The 21,502-nt window shown below is 61.1% G+C and carries 19 protein-coding genes, 1 pseudogene and 1 riboswitch; of the genes and pseudogenes, 9 read left to right on the top strand and 11 right to left on the bottom strand.

Going from position 1 to position 21,502, the window contains the following annotated elements; all coding sequences use genetic code 11:
• Positions 1-36: 36 nt before the first annotated feature.
• Positions 37-1,716 (bottom strand): ShlB/FhaC/HecB family hemolysin secretion/activation protein, encoded by a 1,680-nt coding sequence (locus ETEE_RS12675; RefSeq protein ID WP_034171774.1) that lies wholly within the window; start codon positions 1,714-1,716, stop codon positions 37-39.
• 559 nt (positions 1,717-2,275) lie between these two features.
• On the opposite strand from ETEE_RS12675, the gene ETEE_RS12670 reads away from it, so the two are divergent.
• The 6 genes from ETEE_RS12670 to ETEE_RS12645 all read left to right on the top strand — a co-directional run bounded on the left by ETEE_RS12670 (position 2,276) and on the right by ETEE_RS12645 (position 7,908).
• Positions 2,276-2,686, top strand: coding sequence for a hypothetical protein (locus ETEE_RS12670; RefSeq protein ID WP_034171775.1), 411 nt, complete (start codon positions 2,276-2,278; stop codon positions 2,684-2,686).
• Between the two features lie 155 nt (positions 2,687-2,841).
• Positions 2,842-3,939 carry an ABC transporter ATP-binding protein gene (locus ETEE_RS12665; protein ID WP_034171776.1) on the top strand — a complete coding sequence of 366 codons (1,098 nt, stop codon included), beginning with the start codon at positions 2,842-2,844 and terminating at the stop codon, positions 3,937-3,939.
• Positions 3,940-3,968: 29 nt separating this feature from the next.
• Positions 3,969-5,243: an ABC transporter substrate-binding protein gene (locus ETEE_RS12660; RefSeq protein WP_034171777.1), complete on the top strand. Its 1,275-nt coding sequence runs from the start codon at positions 3,969-3,971 to the stop codon at positions 5,241-5,243.
• Positions 5,244-5,255: 12 nt separating this feature from the next.
• Complete coding sequence (locus tag ETEE_RS12655; RefSeq protein ID WP_081854099.1) at positions 5,256-6,149, top strand: carbohydrate ABC transporter permease; 894 nt, start codon at positions 5,256-5,258, stop codon at positions 6,147-6,149.
• Positions 6,146-6,994, top strand: a complete 849-nt coding sequence (locus tag ETEE_RS12650; RefSeq protein WP_034171778.1) for a carbohydrate ABC transporter permease — start codon at positions 6,146-6,148, stop codon at positions 6,992-6,994. Before ETEE_RS12655 ends, ETEE_RS12650 begins: the two co-directional genes overlap by 4 nt.
• Positions 6,994-7,908 carry a metallophosphoesterase gene (locus tag ETEE_RS12645; RefSeq protein ID WP_034171779.1) on the top strand — a complete coding sequence of 305 codons (915 nt, stop codon included), beginning with the start codon at positions 6,994-6,996 and terminating at the stop codon, positions 7,906-7,908. Before ETEE_RS12650 ends, ETEE_RS12645 begins: the two co-directional genes overlap by 1 nt.
• Before the next feature lie 172 nt (positions 7,909-8,080).
• Here ETEE_RS12645 and traT read toward each other — a convergent pair whose 3' ends face one another.
• Complete coding sequence (gene traT / locus ETEE_RS12640; RefSeq protein WP_034171780.1) at positions 8,081-8,818, bottom strand: complement resistance protein TraT; 738 nt, start codon at positions 8,816-8,818, stop codon at positions 8,081-8,083.
• A gap of 959 nt (positions 8,819-9,777) precedes the next feature.
• On the opposite strand from traT, the gene ETEE_RS12635 reads away from it, so the two are divergent.
• From ETEE_RS12635 to ETEE_RS12630, 3 genes and pseudogenes are all read left to right on the top strand, one after another.
• Complete coding sequence (locus tag ETEE_RS12635) at positions 9,778-10,539, top strand: substrate-binding domain-containing protein (RefSeq protein ID WP_034171781.1); 762 nt, start codon at positions 9,778-9,780, stop codon at positions 10,537-10,539.
• Between the two features lie 130 nt (positions 10,540-10,669).
• Positions 10,670-10,986, top strand: a pseudogene (locus tag ETEE_RS21925) (transposase); the annotation flags it as partial.
• Between the two features lie 100 nt (positions 10,987-11,086).
• Complete coding sequence (locus ETEE_RS12630; protein ID WP_034171782.1) at positions 11,087-12,187, top strand: glycerol dehydrogenase; 1,101 nt, start codon at positions 11,087-11,089, stop codon at positions 12,185-12,187.
• A gap of 79 nt (positions 12,188-12,266) precedes the next feature.
• Here the strand turns inward: ETEE_RS12630 and thiH are convergent, their stop codons facing one another.
• The 9 genes from thiH to tdcC form a co-directional block, all read right to left on the bottom strand.
• Positions 12,267-13,400 (bottom strand): 2-iminoacetate synthase ThiH, encoded by a 1,134-nt coding sequence (thiH, locus tag ETEE_RS12625; protein ID WP_034171783.1) that lies wholly within the window; start codon positions 13,398-13,400, stop codon positions 12,267-12,269.
• Entirely contained in the window at positions 13,400-14,167 is a 768-nt protein-coding gene (gene thiG / locus ETEE_RS12620; protein WP_034171784.1) for a thiazole synthase, read from the bottom strand. Before thiG ends, thiH begins: the two co-directional genes overlap by 1 nt.
• A 1-nt stretch (position 14,168) precedes the next feature.
• Positions 14,169-14,369 (bottom strand): sulfur carrier protein ThiS, encoded by a 201-nt coding sequence (thiS, locus tag ETEE_RS12615; protein WP_034171785.1) that lies wholly within the window; start codon positions 14,367-14,369, stop codon positions 14,169-14,171.
• Positions 14,350-15,108, bottom strand: coding sequence for a HesA/MoeB/ThiF family protein (locus ETEE_RS12610; protein ID WP_034171786.1), 759 nt, complete (start codon positions 15,106-15,108; stop codon positions 14,350-14,352). Before ETEE_RS12610 ends, thiS begins: the two co-directional genes overlap by 20 nt.
• The gene (gene thiE / locus ETEE_RS12605; RefSeq protein ID WP_034171787.1) at positions 15,101-15,736 is read right to left on the bottom strand and encodes a thiamine phosphate synthase; all 636 of its coding nucleotides are present in this window, start codon (positions 15,734-15,736) and stop codon (positions 15,101-15,103) included. The genes ETEE_RS12610 and thiE overlap by 8 nt, the downstream gene beginning before the upstream one ends.
• Positions 15,737-15,954: 218 nt before the next feature.
• Positions 15,955-16,055, bottom strand: a riboswitch (TPP riboswitch).
• A gap of 125 nt (positions 16,056-16,180) precedes the next feature.
• A complete protein-coding gene (locus ETEE_RS12600; protein ID WP_034171788.1) occupies positions 16,181-16,579 on the bottom strand; it encodes a Rid family detoxifying hydrolase in 399 nt (132 codons plus the stop codon).
• An 11-nt stretch (positions 16,580-16,590) separates the two neighbouring features.
• Complete coding sequence (pflB, locus tag ETEE_RS12595; RefSeq protein WP_034171789.1) at positions 16,591-18,885, bottom strand: formate C-acetyltransferase; 2,295 nt, start codon at positions 18,883-18,885, stop codon at positions 16,591-16,593.
• 32 nt (positions 18,886-18,917) lie between these two features.
• The gene (gene tdcD / locus ETEE_RS12590) at positions 18,918-20,126 is read right to left on the bottom strand and encodes a propionate kinase (RefSeq protein WP_034171790.1); all 1,209 of its coding nucleotides are present in this window, start codon (positions 20,124-20,126) and stop codon (positions 18,918-18,920) included.
• Positions 20,127-20,156: 30 nt separating this feature from the next.
• Positions 20,157-21,488, bottom strand: a complete 1,332-nt coding sequence (tdcC, locus tag ETEE_RS12585; protein ID WP_034171791.1) for a threonine/serine transporter TdcC — start codon at positions 21,486-21,488, stop codon at positions 20,157-20,159.
• Positions 21,489-21,502 lie beyond the last annotated feature (14 nt).

The following is a 21,502-nucleotide window of genomic DNA, read 5'->3' as shown; positions in this document are numbered from 1 at the left end:
TACCTCATATCGGCGCCCGCGGACGCCGAAGCCGAGTTAAAAGGAATAGGAAAACCGTGTTAATAGCTGGGTCGATTGACCCGGAAAGTTATTATTTGAAATCGCCCTGGCGCGCCCGACCTCAATATCGAGCTGCGCGGAGGCTGTACTCAGCGTTACGCCGGCAACGGCGCCTACGCCACTCTGCCATCCCTGATCTCCCGCGTTCGACAGCACGCGGCCAGCGTCCAGACCGATGCGCGGCGTCACGGTGAACGCCCGCCAGCTCAGGGGACGCGACAGCGTGTTCTGCCAATACCATCCGTTATCCGCCGACAGCGTGCCCCGCTTGAATCCACGCACCGCGCTGCGCTCCGTGAGGCTGACCCATTCAACGCCCGGCAGCGGATCCCGACTGTATTGCCCATACCACTGGGAGCTGAACAGATAGACATCGTCGGCCAGCGTAACCCGCTGGCTCAAACCGGCGGCGAGCTTCAGCTTGGTGTACTGCGCCTCGGCGCCGGTGCGCTGACGTCCGCGATCGGCACCCAAAATAGACAGCCCCCGCTCCACGCTGAGATTGCCCGTGGCGACGCCGCCGGACAATATATGCAGGTGGCTGAGGCCCAGCTCCGCTACGCTCAGGGTCGGGCTGCTGACCCGCAGCAGATCATCCTGCAGATAGCTACGGATGCGCTTATAGGTCAGCTGAACGCCCAGCGTGTTGATTTGACGCTGACTGCGCTGCAGCACCGCATCGCCGCGCAGGCCGTACTGGCTGGCCTGCCCGTCCAGCAGGATGCGGGTATGCGGCAGCGACTGGTGCATCTGATAGTCCGAGAAGCTGGCAAAGCCGCTGAAGGTCAGGTCGCCATAGGGCAGTGAGTAAAACAGCATGTAGGCGCGGCTGTAGCGCGCCGAGGGCCGGGCCAGCGTGGTCGACGCGCTCAGGCTGACAAAGTCAGAGAGCCCCAGCGGGCTGTCCAGCGTTGCGCTGCCGCGCGCCACCCACTCCCCGGTGCTTTGCTGGCCGTAGTTGTCCAGCGAGCCGCTGACCTGCCAGGGACGCCCCCGCCGGTTGTACAGGCGGATCACCGAACCACCGACGCGCTCCCCGGGCAGAATGTCCATGCTGACGTGGTTAGAGCGCAGCCGGTTGGCCTGATCCAGCCCCTGATCCAGAGAGGCCAGACGCAGCGGTTTACCGATCGCGCCGGGGAACAGCCAGCGCCGATTCACGCCCCGATCGCCCCCCTCGATGCGCTCGATAAATCCCTCCGTCACCCGCACGCCCAGCTCGCCGCGCGCGTTGGGGCGCAGAAACTGGACCCGGGCGGTGATATAGCCTTTCTCCAGATACAGGGCGGTCAGCTGTTTCGCGAGATGATTGACGTCGCGGCTACGGATGCAGCGCGCCGGCAAGGCGTCCAGCGTCCGGAGATCGCGCAGGGATAGCAGCGTGATCCCGGTTAAATAGACACCGCCGATCGGCAGGCACGCCGTGTCTTCACGCAACTGGGCCGGCGCGGCGGCGGCGGGGCGCGCCTGGCGCTGCTTCTCCAGACGTTGAAGGCGCTGCTGCTCCAGCAGTGAATTGACTTCGCGCGTGCTATTCTGCAGCGCGCGCCTCGACTCATCGGTCGGCGTATTGTCCCAGAACGGCGCGGCGCCCGCGCCGCACGACATCCCCCAGAGCGTTACCCATAGCAGGCAGAAAGGCGTTTTTTTATTCATATTATTCCCCCGGGCGACGGCAATCTGTCGGTGGAGTTATCGTTATCTTCCCTGCATGGAACGGCGAAACAACATCGTAAAGTTAATCCTTTCTAATCTGTTTTTAAGATTAATCTCAATTTGTAATATAAATCAATACAAATCTAATCAAATTGATAATTACATCGCTATCCATCCCCCTATTTTGCGAAACATTGTGCTGCGCCACCCGCCGTGGATATAGGCAATGGATTGCGTTCAAAGAATGAATCATTGGTAATTTGATTTAGGAAAGACGAAATAGGCCGAATACTCTCAGGTGCGCGGAGACGTGCTATTTGTCACACTCTCTTGTCCACTGAAATACGGGGATATTTTTAGCGTCAGGCCGGCGGCGCTGCGCAGAATACGGCGCCGGAGAAATAAGCGGCCGCGGCACTGGAGGGGCTCACTGCTTATTCCATTATGTCAGTGTGATATGACGACGGGTAACCCCACAAAGGATGCGCTAATCTTGATAACAGATCCGTGACGGATACCGTCATCAACCAGTATATTCATATTCTCAAGGAGAGTTATCATGGTTCAGTCAGCTACGCTGTCAGCGCCCGGAGCCTATTCCGCGGAGGGAGAGGCGCTGCCCGACGCCGCATCGGCTATCGTGCTGCGGGTGGTCGATCGCGACGACGCGCTCAATCTGATGCGCACCCTCGTCTTTCCGGTCAGCGAAAGCCAGGAGCAGGTAAGCCAGGCCCTGCAGCGAAATCCACAGGCCATCGAACAGTGGCTGGCACATTTTAACAGCGGCTTTGCCGAAAATCTGCAGTGCTGGCTGGAGCAGTATATTCTGGTGGTTCCCCACGTCCGTGAAAACCTGCCGGCGGTGCAAAGCCATCTGGTGCGGCTGCTGGGCGCCTTGCAGCTCACCTATCGCCCCGGCGCCATCGTACCGCTGACCCAGTGGGTCGATATGCTGGAAGCCCGCGCCTAAGCCCCTCTCCGCCGGGCGCGATGGGGAGCGCCCCCCGCGCCGCCAGAGCGCCCCGTTTGGGCGCTCTGCCGTCATCACCGCGTTATATTCCCTTCATGAAACTGACACGCAGCGCTGGCAGGCTTAAGCCACGTATTTCCTGACGGGCCAATGCCATGAGCTACCTGACGCTGCACCATATTCACAAAGCCTGGGGGGATAAAACCGCCCTACGCGACATCAGCTTCTCCGTCCACGAAGGGGAGTTTGTCGCCCTTCTCGGCCCATCGGGCTGTGGAAAAACCACCCTGCTGCGTACCCTGGCCGGCCTGGATCAGGCCGATAGCGGCACCATTCACCTGCGCGGCGAGCCGGTAGAACACCTGCCGCCGGCGCAGCGCCAGCTGTCTATGGTGTTCCAATCCTACGCCCTGTTTCCCCACCTCAGCGTCCGTGAAAACCTGCTGTTCGGGCTGCGGGCGCGCCATGAGGAGAAGCGTCACTTCGCCAGCCGCCTGGCCGAGGTCAGCGCCCTGCTGGAGCTGGATACCCTGCTCGATCGCCTGCCCGCACAGCTCTCCGGCGGACAGCAGCAACGGGTCGCCCTGGGGCGGGCCGTTATCGCCCGCCGCCGGCTGTGTCTGATGGATGAGCCGCTCTCCAATCTGGACGCCCGCCTACGCCAGAGCATGCGCCGCGAGATCCGTACCCTGCAGCAGCGCCTGGGGCTGACGGTGCTGTACGTCACCCACGATCAGCTGGAGGCCATGAGCATGGCCGATCGCATCATCCTGCTGCAGGAGGGGGCCATCGTCCAGCACGACCGTCCGGAAAACCTCTATCACGATCCCGCCAGCAGCTTTGCCGCCCGATTTATCGGTGCCCCGCCGATGAATCTGCTGCCCCTGCGCCGCCGCAGCGGCTGGCACTGCCTGGGCCACCAGCCCATCTGCGCCGATGATGGCCAGACGGCGCTGACGCTGGGGCTGCGCGCCGAAAACCTGACTCTGACCGCCCTGGGCGCCGGTAAAGCCGACGCCAGGATCGGCGCCGTCGAATATATGGGTGCCGAGACCTGGCTGCAGTGTGCGCTGGAGTGCGGCGGCGAGCTCACCGTCAGCATGAGCGGGCTGCGCCGGTTCAGCCCCGGCAGCACCGTCGGCCTGAGCTGGCCGCGCCAGGCCCAGTATCTGTTTCACCGCGACAGCGGCACGCGCTGCCGCGACGCTGAACAGCCGTTTTTACCACGGGTTGCCCTTCACGCTGCCCATTAATCCGTTCTCTGCCCCATAAGGAAAACGTCATGCTACGATCTCTGCCACGGTTCGCCGCGGCCAGCCTACTGGCCCTGACGGCCGGCGTGGCCAGCGCGGCCCCGGTGACTCTCCAGATGTACTACCCCATCGCCGTCGGCGGCAAGGTCAGCCAGACCGTCGACGCCCTGGTCGCCGACTTTGAGCAGCAGCATCCCGACATCCGCATTCAGCCGGTCTACACCGGCGACTATGCCACCACGGTCACCAAGGCGCTGACCGCCTTTCGCGGTGGCAACCCGCCCCAGCTGGCGGTGATCGGCGATATCGAGGTCTACTCGCTGAAGGAGGCCGGCGCCATCACCCCCATCAGCGATCTGGTCGATGACGCGGCGGGCCAGGCCTGGCTAGACAGCTTCTATCCGGCCTTTATTCGCCGCATTGACGACAAGATCTACGGTATCCCGTTTCAACGCTCTACCGTCGTGCTGTATTGGAACAAGCAGGCTTTCGCCCAGGCGGGACTGGATCCCGAGCGCCCGCCCCAGAGCTGGCGACAGGTGGAATCGTTTGGCCGCCGCCTGACCCTGCGCGAGGGTAACCAGGTACGCCAGTGGGGAATAGAGATCCCGTCCACGCCGATAGGCTACTGGACCTTCCAGGCCATCGCAGCCACCAACGGGGGCACGCTGGACAACCGCCGCGGTACCGCCGTCACCTTTGATACGCCCGCCAACCGCGAGGCGCTCAGCTGGCTGCGCGATCTGGCGCGACAGCACGCCATCTCGCCGCCGGGCGCCATTCACTGGGGCTCGACGCCACAGGACTTTATCGATGGCAAGACGGCGATGATGGTGACCACCACCGGCAATCTGGCGACGGTGCGCAATAGCGCCAAATTCCCCTTCGGCGTCGCCATGCTACCGGCCAATACCGGACGCGGCAGCCCGACCGGCGGCGGCAACCTGTACCTGTTCAGCCAGGCAAACCCGGCGCAGCGCCAGGCGGCCCTGCGCTTTATCCGCTGGCTTTCCGCCCCGGAACAGGCGGCGCGCTGGAGCATCGCCACCGGCTATGTCGCCACTTCACCGGCCGCCTGGCAGACCGATGCCATGCAGCGCTATGTACAGCAGTTCCCCCAGGCCACCGTCGCCCGCGATCAGCTCCCATACTCCCAGCCGGAGCTCTCCACCTACCGCAGCGTACAGGTGCAGGAGTTGCTCAACCGGGCCGTCGAAGCCGCCGTCACCGGCGGGAAGAGCCCCCAGCAGGCCCTCGCTGACGCCCAGCGCCAGGCCGATCGCCTGCTGCAGCGCTACCAATAAACGGAGCGACGGATGATGCATGCCCACGTCTCTTTGGCCCGCCGCGCAGGAGTGCAGCGCCAGGTATACGGCTATCTTCTGCTGTTGCCGGCGCTGGCGCCGCTGGCGCTGTTTACCCACTACCCGGCGCTGGCGGCGCTGCGCGATAGCCTGCTCAGCAGCGACCCCGGCGGCGGTATCACGCTGGAGCACTACCGCGCCCTGTGGCAGGACGATACCTTTGTGCTGTCACTGTACAACAACCTACGCTACGCCCTGCTGACCATTCCGCTGGCGGTGGGGCTGGCGCTGGCCATGGCGCTGGCGGTCAATCGCCGCGCCCGCGGCAGCGCGCTCATCCGCACGGCCTTTTTTCTGCCGTCGCTGCTACCGATGGTCGCTATCGCCAACCTATGGCTGTTTTTCTATACGCCGCAGCTGGGGCTGCTCAACCGCGCGCTGGCGCTGCTGGGCTGCGCCCCGGTGAACTGGCTGGGCGATCCCGATAGCGCCCTGTACTGCCTGATGGCGGTTTCAGTATGGCGCGAAGCGGGCTTCTTTATGATCTTCTATCTGGCGGCGCTGCAGCAGATCGATCCGCGCCTGAGCGAGGCGGCCGCCATCGAGGGCGCCTCGCGGCTGACCTTCTTTCGCCGGGTGCAGTGGCCCCTGCTGATGCCCACCACCCTATTTGTACTGATCAACGCCTCCATGAATGCCTTTCGCCTGGCGGATCAGGTGATCGCCATGACCAACGGCGGGCCGGACAATAGCACCAGCCTGCTGCTGTTCTACATCTACCGCACCGCGTTCAGCTATTGGGATCTGCCCTATGCGGCCGCGATGACCGTCGTCCTGCTGGCGATCCTCGCCGCGCTGACGCTGATGAAGTTCACCCTGCTGGACAGGAGAGCCTGGTATCAATGAGCACCCTCACGCTGCCGTTATCCTACCGCCCGCGAGCCTATGCGCTGGGCCGCCGCGCCGTCACCCTGCTGATCTGGATCGGCGCCCTGCTCTGGCTGCTGCCGGTGCTGGTCGCCGCCTGGGTCGCCCTGCACCCGGCGGCCGAGCAGAGCAGCCTCTCGCCGGGCGCCCCCCTGACGCTGGAGAACTTTCGTGCCGCCTGGCACGCAGCCCCCTTCGGCCGCTATTTCATCAATACGGCCCTGCAGGTCTCCCTGATCGTCTGCGTCCAGCTGCTGCTGGCCACGCTGGCGGCCTGGGCCTTGGTGCGGATGGCGCCGCGCGGCGCCGGGCTGCTGTTTGCCCTGATCCTGCTACAGCTGATGATCAGTCCGGACGTCCTGATCCTGAACAACTACCAGACCATCAGCGCCCTTGGACTGCGCGACACGCTGTGGGGCATCGCACTGCCCTACTTTGCCTCTGCGTTCGCCATCTTCCTGCTACGCCAGACCTTTAAGGGGATCCCGCTGGCGCTGGAGGAGGCGGCTATCATCGAGGGGGCCAGCCGAGCCTGCATTCTGTGGCGCATTTACGTCCCGCTGGCAACGCCGGTCTACGTCGCCTTTACCCTGGTGTCGGTCAGCTTTCACTGGAATGACTTTCTTTGGCCGCTGGTGATCACCGACTCCCTGCGCGCCCGCCCGCTCACCGTCGGTCTGCAGCTTTTTTCCGCTCCCGAACAGGGCATACAGTGGGCGCTGATCGGCGCTGCCACCCTGATGACGACCCTGCCGCTGCTGCTGTTATTCCTGCTGTGCCAGCGCCGTTTTGTGCAATCCTTTATGCGCGCGGGGATCCGCTGATGCACCGCGATGCCCAGCCCTCCCTGCTCACTCAGCCCCAGCGGCGGCGCCTGGGGCTGGCCGCCGCGCTATACCGACGCCCGCCTATCCATCACCGTGCAGGGGAGCCTCTGCGTTTCGGCCTGGTGGCCGATCCCCAATACGCCGACGCGCCCCCCGACGGGGAGCGCTATTACCGCCACAGCCCGCAGAAGCTTGACCGCGCCATCGCCTGCTTTAACCGACAGCCGCTGGCCTTTGTCGCCACGCTGGGCGATCTGGTCGATCGCCACTGGCGCGACTATCCTGCGCTGCTGGCCCGCTACCGCGCCCTGCGCCATCCCCATCTGATCGTCAGCGGTAACCATGATGCCGTCGCGCTTGCCGCTCACCTGGCCGCGGCGCAGCCGCCCCTCGCGCTGCCCAAGCACTATTACGCCGTGACGCTGCCGGGCATACGGCTGTTAGTCCTGGATGGCAATGACCTCAGCCTGTGCGCCGCCGGAGACGATCTGCGCCGGGCGCAGCGCCTACTGGCGCATCTGACCCAGCGCGGGGCGCCGCAGGCCCAGCCCTGGAATGGCGCCGTCGGCGTCTCCCAGCTGACCTGGCTACACCGGCAGCTGAACGCGGCGCGGCGGCGGGCGGAAACGGCTCTGGTCTTCTGCCACTTTCCCCTGGCGCAGGAAACCCACCACAGCCTGTGGAACCACGCCGCCGTCAGCCAGCTGCTGTGCCACTATCGGGTACGCGCCTGCTTCAGCGGGCACGATCACCGCGGTGGCTATCTGCGCCGGGAGCACACCGATTTTATTACCCTACGCGGCATGGTCGACGGCGCCGACGCCTCTCCTTTCGCCATCGCAGAGCTGAACGGCACGCGCCTGACGCTGCGCGGATTCGGCCCGGAGCCCAGCCGGCGGCTAACGCTGTGAGCACAGGCAACGGAGCGTTCGCGGAGAGAGGAAAAGGGATCGCGGCGAAGGCGCAGCGTGAGGAGGGCGTGAGACAACTACGGGGAGAGCGTAGGGATAACGTAGAGAGAGAGGCCGCCCGCGACGACCCGCCGATCCGCCCGGGCAGGATCGGCCGGCCCCAACGGCCCGCTTACAGAATGCTGGCGATGGACTTGGCCAACTGCGCTTCCAGCGCCGGTCTTGCCTGATCAAACTTCAGATTGACCTGATTGGCGCTGGAGACGATACGCGTCTGATAGCGATGCTGATTACCCTGAACACGGCTGGTCTGCACCTTGGCGCCGGAGGTCCCCTGGCGCAGGGCCGCCACATTGTCGGTCTGCACCCTGGCCGTCGTACGCTCGGCAATCTGCACGTCGGTGACCATGGTATAATTGACATCCTCAACCATCGCATCCGCCGCCAGTCCGATCAGGCCCGCCGCCAGCCCGACCCCCAGCGTCGCCCCGGCAGAGGCGGTATTATAGGCGGTGATTCCGGCCCCCAGCGCGGCCCCCGTGGCCGCCCCCTGATAGCCTTGGCCCAGCAGACCCTGCGCCTCGCGCAGATCCATCCGATCGGCCCGTAGCACGTTGGCCTGTACCCAGTAGTAGGCCTGGTCGGGGTTGGAGACCAGCTGATAGCCTTTCGCCCGAATATCTTCGGCGATTTGCGCCTGCAGATTGTCCAGCGTTTTATCCGAGGTATTCTTCACCTGCAGATAAACGGTTTTCTGGGACGACGGCTCCAGCCAAATAGTCTCGCTCATCTGGGTTTTCACCTCCAGATTACGCTTCTTAATCGCCGTACTCACTGCGCCGCAGCCGGACAACAGCAGACAAAGGGAGATCAGACCGGCAATAGCGGCATTTTTATAATGGCGTTGCATATAAATATACTCATTCAGAGGTAAATAAAAAGAAATAACCGGAACCGCTGTGCGTGGCGCTCCATCGGGCGGCGATTATAGCGATGTGAATTATTTTAATGCAAATGGCGCCATTATTGATAAACGCGATTCAAGAGTATTCCTAGACAAGATTAAATCGCAGCTAAACGAGGTGAGCGCGGAATAGCCAGGCCATACTCAGGCCACGCAGGGCAAGGCCAGCGGAATGACGCCAGGAGCGCCAGCGGCTAGTGTGGCATAATTAATACTAATGGAGTAGAGCCTGGAATAATATAATAAAAAATAAATCATTCCTCATTTTGTATAACAATAAGATAAATCTCACCGATACTCACTCCCCGCGCTGACGCATAATAACGTGTGTCATCAATGGAGCATCGTCGCCCCCGCCAGAAAAGCGCCATCGATAATGTCGGACAACCCCCTAATGGAAGATCCGCGATGAGTACAGGGAAAACAGGGCGGCGCAATGCCCAGGGTGCAAGCCCCGACGCCGACTGGCAACGCCGCGTAAGCGCATCATCGATAACCGTAGCGCAATGAACGCCGTTGCCTTCGTGTTCAGGACGGGTTGCTGATGCAATTGGCGAAAGGCGCCAGGCATATACTCGTCAATCACTGCCCATCGTCGCTTGCCAAAGTGGCGTGATGCTGAGGTTGTCACACGCTTCTGGCAAAACGGGTACTGCCGGCGGGACGCCGGGCACTTAGGCTATCATCGAACGTGCTTCGACTGACGCAGTGAAATAGCCCGATGGCGAGTGATGTAACATCATTATCACCTATAGACATTCTATTTATCTATCCAATAATCCTATTTATATCCTTATTTTTTTATGGGTTATTAAATGTTAAAAGTTTAACGTTTTCGTGATAACACATCGGGATACGGCTAAAACACTTATCATATCTCCTCGCTAAAGATCAGAGGAATACCTATGAAAAAAGTTCTGGCAACGATGGTTTTTGCATTTTCTTCAGCTGCATCGGCCGACATTAATTTGTATGGGCCCGGAGGCCCCCACGTCGCCTTACAGGCGGCGGCGGCACAGTATACCCAAAAAACTGGGGTGCCGATTACCGTACACTACGGCCCTCAGGCGAAGTGGAATGATGCAGCAAAGAAGAATGCGGATATCCTATTTGGTGCCTCTGAGCAATCGGCCTTGGCCATCGTCCGCGATCATCAGAATAACTTCAGTGAGAAAGATATTGAGCCGCTGTACTTACGGCAGAGTATCCTGCTGGTAAAAAAAGGAAATCCTAAAAATATCAAGGGAGTTGAAGATCTATCTCGTCCTGGAATTGGGATTATCGTAAATGATGGCGGTGGTACGAGTAATACCTCTGGCACGGGGGTATGGGAAGATATCGCGGGGCGTAAAGGGGATATTAAGACCGTTATCGGCATACGGAAAAATATCATCCTCTTTGCGCCCAATAGCGGGAGCGCCCGTAAGGCTCTGGAAGAGCAGCCTCAAGCCGATGTTTGGATAACCTGGGCGGATTGGGCTATCAGTAATCCAGGAATAGGTGATGTAGTTAATATTGAACCAGACTATATGATATGGCGCGATATGAATATTACCGTCCGTAAAGACTCAGATGTAGAAACGCGCCAATTTGCAGCCTGGCTGCGCTCCGATGAAGCCCTTCCGATATTTATCAAATATGGTTGGTTGAGATCCGCCGCGTCTTAAACGGGACAGCCTCCTGTCTGCGTGTAGCGCCTATTCCCAAAGGCGCTGTCATATAATGCGTCACGGTAATTGCTTAGGGTGACATATGCCAGGCCACAAGTAGCAGATTCGCGCAGAGATCGGGAAAACGATGGCATCGCGCCGCCCAGAGCACAGAACCTGGCATCCACTGGAGACGCAGCGTAAGCGCATGGATAACGCGTACGGCAATGAACGCCATTGCCGTCGTCCTCAGGACGGGTTGCGGATGCAATGCGCGAAAGGCGATCGGCATATGCTCGTCAATCACAGCCCGTCGTCGCTTCCCGGAAGTGGCGTGATGCTGAGGTTGTCGAACGCTTCTGGCAAAATGGGTGGCTTGCCAGTAAGAGGCCGGACGCTATTAATTGGCCACGGTTATCGATGAATAGTTGCATAACAAAATCGTCGCTTGCCGGCTCAAAAAAGGGGCCGTAACCTGACTATCTGATCCATACTCAACGACAGCGTGGCCTTCGCCCGGCGGAGCGCCTTGAGCAGACGTGATCTTCCCGATAGGAGCGTAACGATGTTAAAAGTTATTCAATCACCGTCCAAGTACATTCAGGGGCCCGGTGCACTGCACGCCATCGGACAGTATGCCCGGCTGCTGGCCGACAGCCAGTTTGTCATCGCCGACGACTTTGTCATGGGGCTGACCCGCGAGACGGTGGCGACCAGCCTGAAACAGGCCGACGTCGAAGGGCACTTTGCCCGCTTTGGCGGCGAGTGCAGCCGTAGCGAGATCGATCGTCTGGGCCGCGAGCTGAAGCGGCTTGGCTGCCGGGGGGTGATCGGCATCGGCGGCGGCAAGACGCTGGATACCGCCAAGGCGCTGGCCCACTATCAGGCGCTGCCGGTACTGATCGTGCCGACCATTGCCTCTACGGACGCACCGACCAGCGCGCTGTCGGTGATCTACAGCGACCAGGGCGAGTTTGAGGAGTATCTGATTTACCCGACTAACCCGGATATGGTGCTGATGGATACGGCGATCATCGCCAAGGCGCCGGTACGGCTGCTGGTCGCCGGTATGGGCGATGCCCTCTCCACCTATTTTGAGGCGCAGGCCTGCGTGGACGCCCACGCGATCAGCATGGCCGGCGGGGAGTCGACCCGGGCGGCGCTGGCGCTGGCGCACCTGTGCTATCAAACGCTGCTGGAGGAGGGATACAAGGCCAAGCTGGCGGTCGAGGCCGGCGTCGCTACGCCGGCGGTGGACAACATCGTCGAAGCCAATACCTATTTGAGCGGGCTGGGCTTTGAAAGCGCCGGGCTGGCGGCGGCGCACGCCATCCACAACGGGCTGACGGTGCTGGAGGAGTGCCATCCGATGTACCACGGGGAGAAGGTGGCCTTTGGCACCCTGTGTCAGCTGGTGCTGCAAAACAGCAGCAGTGAGCAGATCGAAACCGTGCTCGACTTCTGCGTCCAGGTGGGACTGCCGGTCACCCTGGCGCAGCTGGGCATCAAGGAGGGCCCGCAGCTGAACGATAAAATCATGGCCGTCGCCGAGGCCAGCTGCGCCGAGGGCGAAACTATCCACAATATGCCGTTTACGGTGACCCCGCCGCAGGTGTACGCCGCGATCCTGGCGGCCGACCGGCTGGGGCGCGCCTGGCTGGCATAAGGGGGTTAACGGGGCGCTAGCGCCCCGTTGGTTCTGCTCTCCCGCGCCACGGGTGGCCATCATCCGCCCGCGCCGACGCTCACCCCTCTGGCGCTGTACGCCCAAGCCAGCTGTCCCAGTCTTTCCACACCGGCTGCAGGCCACGGGCGATCAGGGCGCGGGCGACCTCCTGCGGGTGTCGGTTGTCATGCGGCGCGAACTGCTCCAACGCCGGCTCACTATCGGCATAGCCTCCCGGCTGCGTTTTGGAAAAGGCGCTGACGTGGGTAATCGCCAATGGGATGACGTTATCGCGAAACGGCGCCGACTCCCGCGTGGATAGCGACAGCTCCACATCCGGCGCCAGCAGGCGGAACGCGCAAATGGCCTGCACCAGTTGCCGTTCATCCATCAAGGAGAGCGGCTGAATACCACCAGCGCACGGGCGCAGGCGGGGAAAGGCGATCGCATACCGACTCTGCCAGTAGCGCTGCTGCAGCCACAGCAGATGCTCGGCCACCATATAACAGTCTGCCCGCCAGCTGTCAGAGAGCCCAATCAGGGCGCCCAGGCCGATTTTATCGATCCCCGCCCTCCCCAGCCTATCCGCCGTCTCCAGGCGCCAGAAGAAATCCTGTTTCTTGCCCCGCAGATGGTGACGCGCATACGCCGCCCGGTGGTAGGTCTCCTGATACACCATCACGCCATCCAGCCCCAGGCTTTTCAGCTCGGCATACTCCGCCTGCGACAGAGGCTGCACCTCCATCTGCAATGAGGCAAACTGGCTACGGATCATCGGCAGGTGCCGGCGAAAATAGGCCATGCCGACCTGCTGCTGATGCTCTCCGGTGACCAGCAGCAGGTGCTCGAACCCTAACGCCCGAATCGCCTGGCACTCACGCATGATAGCCTCTTGATCCAGCGTCTTACGCTTAATCCGGTTGCTCATGGAGAAGCCACAGTAGGTACAATCGTTGGCGCAGAGGTTGGAAAGGTAGAGCGGTAGGTAAAAACTGACCGTGTTGCCAAAACGCTGGCGGGTCAGGCGCTGGGCCCGCTGCGCCATAGGCTCCAGATAGTGCTGTGCGATGGGCGAAAGCAGCGCCATCATATCATCACGGTTCAGGGTGGCCGCGCCAAGCGCACGCTCAACGTCGGCAGCGGTTTTGTCATGGATTTGTTGGCGGACAGTCTGCCAATCCAGCTGATGCCAACGCGCGCTGAAGGTCTCCATTACCGAGCCTCCAGAAAACGGGTCAGCGGGCTGGTGGCCTGAGCCCGTTGGCTGCAGGCCCCCGGCACGGCCGCGCGGGCGAGCAAACCGGCTTCGACCGCCAGGCGGAAAGCCCGGGCCATACGGATGGGGTCATCGGCAACGGCTATCGCGGTGTTGACCAGCACGGCATCGGCGCCCATTTCCAGCGCCTGCGCGGCATGGCTGGGGAGACCGATGCCGGCATCGACCACCACCGGTACCATCGACTGACTGATGATTATCTCCAGCATTGCGCGGGTCTCCAGCCCCTGGTTCGAACCGATGGGGGCGCCCAAGGGCATCACGGCGGCGCAGCCGGCCTCCTCCAGCCGCTTGCACAGTACCGGATCCGCGCCGCAGTAGGGCAACACGACAAATCCCTGTTTCACCAGGCTCTCCGCCGCCCTCAGCGTTTCGATCGGATCCGGCAGCAGCCAGCGTGCATCCGGGTGGATCTCCAGCTTTACCCAGTGGGTTCCCAGCGCCTCTCGCGCCAGCCTGGCGGCAAAGACGGCTTCCTCCGCCGTTTTCGCACCGGAGGTATTGGGCAGCAACGTCACGCCCGACGAGCGCAACGGCGCCAGGATGGCATCTCGATGTCCGCGGAGATCCACCCGCTTCATCGCCAGCGTCACCAGCTGACTTCCCGAGGCGCGAATCGCCTCCAGCATCACCTGCGGCGAGGCAAACTTACCGGTGCCGGTGAACAGATGGGACTCAAAGGTTTTATCGGCAATACGCAACATGTCAGCCTCCGGCTATCACCTGAAACAGCAGAAGGGAGTCGCCCTCCTGCAGGATATGATCCCGCCACTGCGCATGCGGAAGAATATGCTGGTTAAGCGCCAGCGCCATGCCGGCCGTTGGCAGCTGTAGCTGCGCCAGCAGCGCCGACACGCTTAACGCCGGCGGGCAGACGATGGCCTCATCATTGACAAACACGTTCATCATCGCCTCCGCAGACCGGGCACCCCTCTGCACGCCGGAGCGTCAGCGTATGCCAACGATTGGCGCGGGCGTCAAACAGACGCAGGACACCCCGCTGCGTCTCCAGGCCGCTCAACAACTTAATCGCCTCCAGCGCCTGAAGTGTCCCCATCACGCCCACCACCGGGCCGATGACGCCGGCGCTGCGGCAGCTGCGTTCAGGCTCGGCATCCTCCGGCCACAGGCAGCGATAACAGCCATGCGTCCAGGGGGGCGCCAACACCATCATCTGGCCGCCAAACCCCACGGCGCTAGCGCTCACCAAGGCCGTCGAGGCCGCAACGCAGGCGGCGTTAATCGCTTGGCGCGTTGCCATGTTGTCAGTGCAGTCGAGCACCACATCCGCCTGGCGGACCTCGTTTAACAGCGCTTCGCCGCCAAGGCGCTCCTGGCGTGCGATCAGCGTAATATCCGGGTTCAGCCGAGATAGGCGCTCCCGGGCGGCCTCGGCCTTCGGCTTGCCGATATCCTCCGCGCTAAACATGATTTGCCGTTGCAGATTACTCAGGTGAACGTCATCGTCATCCGCCAGCACCAGCGTGCCAACGCCTGCGCCGGCGAGATACAGCGCGGCAGGCGCGCCCAGCCCTCCCAGCCCGGCGATCAATACCCGGCTCTCCAGCAGCCGGGACTGCCCGCTAACGTCGATATCCGGCAGTAAAATCTGCCGACTGTAACGCATAAAATCGCGATCATTCATCACCGGCGCCCACCCTCTCAAGCAGCCGCGCCGTAGCCTGTAACCAGTCGGGCGCCTGGGTGATGGCGCTGACGACAGCCACGCCGCCGACGCCGGTCGCCAGCACCTCTGGGATACGGGCAAGCGTGATGCCGCCGATGGCGACGGTTGGGTAGCCGGCCAGACGCGCAATATGGCGCGCCAGCTGCACCAGCCCCTGCGGCGCGGAAGGCATCTGCTTGGTCTGGGTCGGGAATACATGGCCGAGCGCAATATAGGAGGGACGGACTGCCAGCGCGACATCCATCTCCATGTCATCATGGGTGGATACGCCCAAACGTAACCCGGCGCGCTTAATCCCGGCCAGGTCACATTCCGTCAGATCCTCCTGGCCCAGATGGACGCCATAGGCCCGGTGTTTGATAGCCAGCCGCCAGTAATCGTTAATAAAAAGCCGGGCGCTATAGCGGCGCCCCAGCGCAATGGCGGCGATCACATCGTCCTCTACCTCACCCTCCGCCTTATCTTTGATCCGCAGTTGGAGGGTGCGTACCCCGGCCTCCAGCAGACGGGCGATCCATTCCACGCTGTCAACGACCGGATACAGCCCTAAGCGCTGCGGTACCGGGGGAAAATCAGGCTGATACATCAGACCACCTCCTGATGCAGGCACCGTGCGCCGCCGTGGGCTAGCGTACGGCGTGCCACGGGGAAAAGCAGGGCGCGGTGGAGCCGCCCGCCAAGGCCGCGCGCAGAGGCGCGATGGGGTGATTGAGTTCCGGACATAGCTCATTTCCCTAAGATAAGGACGTGGCTTGTCAGACGACGGATGAAGCAAGAGGTGAGATCGCCTAACGGCGATGCAGCAGCAGTGTAACTCTTGTTCCCTTCGCAGGTATTAGCCTGATCAGGTTCCGCGGATCCCGAATAAACGGTCTCAGCCCAACAGGGCACTCCGACAAGATAACCCCCTGCCGTGACGGCAGGGTTGCGCAGCTAAACTACGCGTTAATGCTGAAAATCTCAAGCCGGGCACCGCAAACCTGATGCCGGCGCTCAAAAAAACAGGCCGCCAAGACAGGCGGCCGGAGGGTTAGCGGGAGCATCCGCGCCAGGCGATGGCCTCAATCTCTAGCTTCACCGCTTTCGGTAGCGCGGCAACCTGCACACAGCTGCGTGCGGGATAAGCGGCGCCGTGGGCATCGAAGAATTCCGCGTATACTCGGTTTATCACCTCAAAATCCTGCAGTTCGGTGATAAAAACCGTAGTCTTGACGATATCGCCGACCGTCAGTCCGGCGGCCTGGACAATGGCGGCGACATTTTCCAGGCTCTGGCGCGCCTGCTCGGCGACCGCGTCCGCCACACGTCCCGTTTGCGGATCGACCGGGATCTGTCCCGATGTCATCACCAGACCGCCCAGATCAACGCCCTGCACATAGGGGCCAATCGCGCCCGGCGCCTGTGCCGTAGCCAGGGTGTTACGCTGCATTGTTATCCTCCTCAAAACGTGCGGGTAAAGGTGCGTGAAATCACATCCTGCTGCTGTTCCCGGGTGAGCGCATTGAAGCGCACCGCATAGCCGGAGACCCGGATGGTCAGGTTCGGGTAGTTTTCCGGGTGCGCTATCGCATCCAGCAGCATATCGCGGTTCATCACGTTGACATTGAGGTGCTGACCGCCCTCAACCGCCTCCCGATGGTGGAAGTAGCCGTCCAGTAGGCCGACCAGGTTATCCTTGCGCACCGTCTCCTCCTTGCCCAGCGCCTGCGGCACGATGGAGAAGGTATAGGAGATGCCGTCTTTGGCATAGGTAAAGGGCAGCTTGGCCACGGAGGTCAGTGAGGCCACGGCGCCTTTTGTGTCGCGCCCGTGCATCGGGTTAGCCCCCGGCGCGAACGGCGTCCCGGCGCGGCGGCCGTCCGGCGTATTGCCGGTCTTTTGCCCGTAGACCACGTTGGAGGTGATGGTCAGAATCGACTGGGTCGGCACCGCGTGACGGTAGGTTGGCAGCGCCCGGATCTTCTTCATAAAGCGCTCGACCAGGTCGCAGGCGATACGATCGACCCGATCGTCGTTGTTGCCGTACTGCGGGTAGTCCCCCTCGATGGCGAAGTCCACCGCCAGACCCTGCTCGTCGCGGATCGGCGTCACCCGCGCGTACTTAATGGCGGACAGGGAGTCCACCGCCACCGACAGTCCGGCGATGCCGCAGGCCATAGTGCGGTAGACATCGCGGTCATGCAGCGCCATCAGCGCCGCCTCATAGCTGTACTTGTCGTGCATGTAGTGGATCAGATTCAGCGCGCTGATGTACTGGACCGCCAGCCAGTCCATAAAACGATCGAGGCTTTCGATCACCGTCTCATACTCCAGCACCGTATCCATCAGGGGCGCGATTTTCGGCCCCACCTGGATCTTCAGCTTCTCGTCCACGCCGCCGTTAATCGCGTACAGCAGGGTTTTGGCCAGGTTCGCGCGGGCGCCAAAGAACTGCATCTGTTTCCCGATCACCATCGGGCTGACGCAGCAGGCGATACCATAGTCATCGCTGTTAAAGTCCGGGCGCATCAGATCATCGTTTTCATACTGCAGCGACGAGGTCAGAATAGAGAGATGCGCGGCATACTTTTTAAAGCTGACCGGCAGCGCCTCCGACCACAGGATAGTCAGGTTTGGCTCCGGCGCCGGCCCCATGGTATGCAGCGTATGCAGATAGCGATATGAGCTACGGGTCACCAGGGTACGGCCATCCAGCCCCATTCCGCCAATCACCTCCGTCGCCCAGATCGGATCGCCGGAGAACAGCGAGTCGAACTCCGGCGTGCGCAGAAAGCGTACCATGCGGATCTTCATGATGAAGTGGTCGATCAGCTCCTGCGCCTGGGTCTCCGTCAGGGCACCGGCCTGCAGATCGCGCTCGATATAGATATCCAGGAAGGTGGCGGTGCGTCCCAGCGACATGGCGCCGCCGTTCTGTGACTTCACGGCGGCCAGATAGGCGAAGTACAGCCACTGTATCGCCTCCTGCGCGCTGCGCGCCGGACGGGAGATATCATAGCCGTAGCCGGCGGCCATCTCCTGGATCTGCAGCAGCGCCCGCCGCTGCTCCGCCAGCTCCTCACGCAGGCGGATCACCCCCTCCAGATCGTCGCCGCGCTCCAGCGCCGGCTGCAGCGCGGCGAACTGCAGCTCACGCTCACGCACCAGATAGGCGATACCGTACAGCGGCACTCGGCGATAGTCGCCGATGATACGTCCGCGGCCATAGCCGTCCGGCAGGCCGGTCAAAATCCCCGACTTACGGCAGCGCAGCATCTCCGGTGAGTAGACGTCGAAGACCCCCTGGTTATGGGTCTTGCGCAGGTCGCTGAACAGATACTCGAACGCCGGATCCATCGCCCGTCCATAGGCGTTAAACGAGCTGCGGATCATGTTGATGCCGCCAAACGGATGCAGCGCACGCTTTAGGGGAGCATCCGTCTGCAAACCGACGATGGTCTCCAGCTCCCGCGCGATATAGCCCGGCCCGTGAGAGGTAATCGTCGTCGCGACGTTCGTATCAAAATCGACCGGTGCATGGGTCGCATTCTCGGTGCGGATCCCCTCCATCACCTTTTGCCATAGCGCCGTTGTCGCGGGCGTCGCCTGCGCCAGAAAAGATTCATCGCCGGTATAAGGCGTATAGTTATTCTGAATAAAGTCACGAACGTTTATTTCGTTTTTCCATTCAGTACCTATAAAGCCATACCAGGCCTCGGCATACGCGCGATCGCCGGTATTAATATCAACCTTCATGGAAATACTCTCTTTAGATAACAATGAATAAATTATACGTATTCAATCGATGGCATCATTTTTCCCAGACGCAGTGCATCCAGAGCAATCATTCTCTCTTCATCGGTAGGAATTACTGCGCAAATAACGGCTGAGTCCTCTCCGGATATAATTCTTTCACCTGCGCTACCGGGAAGATTATTTTTATCCGGCGCCAGCGTAATACCGAATACGGATAAATGTTCCAGCACCATCCGCCGGATCAGCGCCGAATTCTCACCGATCCCGCCGGTAAAGATGATGCCGTCCAGACGCCGCAGCGAGGCGGCGTGCCCGCCGATATGGCGCGCAATGCGGTGGACAAAGGTGCGGATCGCCAAATCGGCCCGCCGATGCCCCTCCCGCTGCGCCCTCTCCAAGACCCGCAGATCCGACGACAGTCCGGAGATCCCCAGCAGCCCCGACTCGGTGTTCACCATCTGCTCCAGATCGGCGATCGACTGACCGGTCTGGCTGGCGATCCAGGCCAGCGCCCCAAAGTCGACGTCGCCGCTGCGGGTGCCCATCATCAGCCCCTCCAGCGGCGTCATCCCCATGGAGGTATCGACGCTGCGTCCGTTGCGCACCGCGCAGATAGAGGCCCCATTGCCAAGGTGCGCAATCACCAGCCCGGAGTCGGCCTCAGCGAGCCCCAGCAGATGATGAGCCCGCTGCGACACATAGCGATGCGAGGTGCCGTGAAAACCGTAGCGCCGCACGCCATACTCCTGCGCATAACGGTATGGCAGGGCGTACAGCCAGGCCTCCGGCGCCAGCGTCTGATGAAAGCTGGTATCAAACACCGCCACCTGGGTCACACCGGGAAACAGATGTCGAGCGGAGACCATACCGCTCAGGTTGGCATAGTTGTGCAGCGGCGCCAACGGCGAGATCCGGCGAATCTTCTCCATCACCTCATCGTCCACGATCGCCGACTGCTGAAACAGATTGCCGCCGTGCGCGACCCGGTGGCCGATTAAGGCCACGCTCTCAATCAGGCTGCGCTTCTCCAACTCGGCGCAGATAGCGACCAGCGCCGGCTCATAGCCCTGCTGCGCCAGCGCGACCGGCGCCGCGCCGTTCACCGACAGCGTCGCGCTGCCGCTATTGATGCCTTCGGCGATGCCGGACAGCAGCACCTCACAGCGCTGAGCGTCCAGCACGGAAAACTTAATCGAAGACGATCCGCTGTTTATCACCAGCACGACTGGATACTCATCCATTTTATGACTCCCCATCGTCCGATCGCCGAATTACATCAGCTGATAAACAATATTCAGGATGGTAAGCAGGCCGATAATCGTGACAAAATAGTTAGAGGCTTTGCCTTTATATTTCGCCAGCGCAGGAACCCGCCATACCGCATACATCGGCAGCAGACACAGCAGTGCAGCAATAATCGGGGCGCCCATCGCACCGATCAGATCCAGAATATTCGGGTTGAGATATGCGATGACCCAGGTAGAGCCCATAATGATGACCATGCTGATCATATTGAGCTTCTTCATCGGCGCCTGTGACTTCTCTCCATGGTAACCAAATTTAATGATCAAACCGTTCAACCCCTCCAGGGTTCCCAGGTAATGACCAAAGAACGATTTAAAAATAGCCACCAGGGCGATAATCGATGCGGCATACTCCAAAACGGTGGCATAAGTAGATTTCCCGCTGCCCAGCGAGCTGAAGTGGTTGGCCAGATAGGAGAGAATGGGAATGTTCTGCTGTTTAGCCTGCGCCATATCCTGCGGCGACAGGGTAAACAGGCAGCTAAAGGCAAAGAACATCACCACCACCACCATCAGCACGCTGGCGCGCGAGATGATCTTCGCACACTTTTGCTCGGTATATTCCCGGCCAAACTCCGCCTCATACTCTTCGCGTTTGGAGACCACAAACGACGAGACGATGGGGGAAAAGTTGAAGGAGAACACCATAATCGCGATCCCCAGCCATACGGTTACCAGAATGCCATGGCTGCCGAACAGACTCAGGCTGTGCATGTCAAAGCTGGTAAAGATGTCACTCGTCCAGTAGGGGATCAGCGACAGGGAGATCAGCACCAGGCAGGTAATGAAGGGAAAGACCAGATATCCCATCACCTTAACCATTAAATCCTTGCCGAAGTAGATAAAAAACGCCATGACCAGCAGGATCGCCAGCGCCACCACGCCGCGGTTAATGGCCGGTAGCAGCAGCTGATGCTCCCAGAAGGCAATAAACGTATTGGTGATGGTCACGCCGTAGATCCACAGCAGCGGACAGATGGCAAAAAAATACAGGAAGGTGATCACCACGCCACCGACATGGCCGAAGTGCTGATCGACGGTATCGGTAATATTATCCGATGCGCTGTGCCCGGACAGACACAGACGGGCCAACGCGCGATGGCAAAAGAACGCGATGGGAAAAGCAAGAATAAGCATGAAAATAATCGGCAGCAGTCCACCGATACCGGCGCTGATCGGAAAAAACAAAACGCCGGCTCCGATCGCCGTGCCGAACAACCCTAAAACCCAGCGTGTATCCGTTTTGCGCCACGTGGTCACCTTGGCCTGACCCGTAACGACACTGTCAGTGCTACTCATATCTTATCCTCACA

The sequence above is a fragment of the Edwardsiella anguillarum ET080813 genome (genome assembly GCF_000264765.2).
In the GTDB taxonomy this organism is placed as follows: Bacteria; Pseudomonadota; Gammaproteobacteria; order Enterobacterales; family Enterobacteriaceae; genus Edwardsiella; species Edwardsiella anguillarum.
The sequence above is the reverse complement of the archived record's forward strand: the minus strand, read 5'-3'. Positions and strand labels throughout refer to the sequence as shown.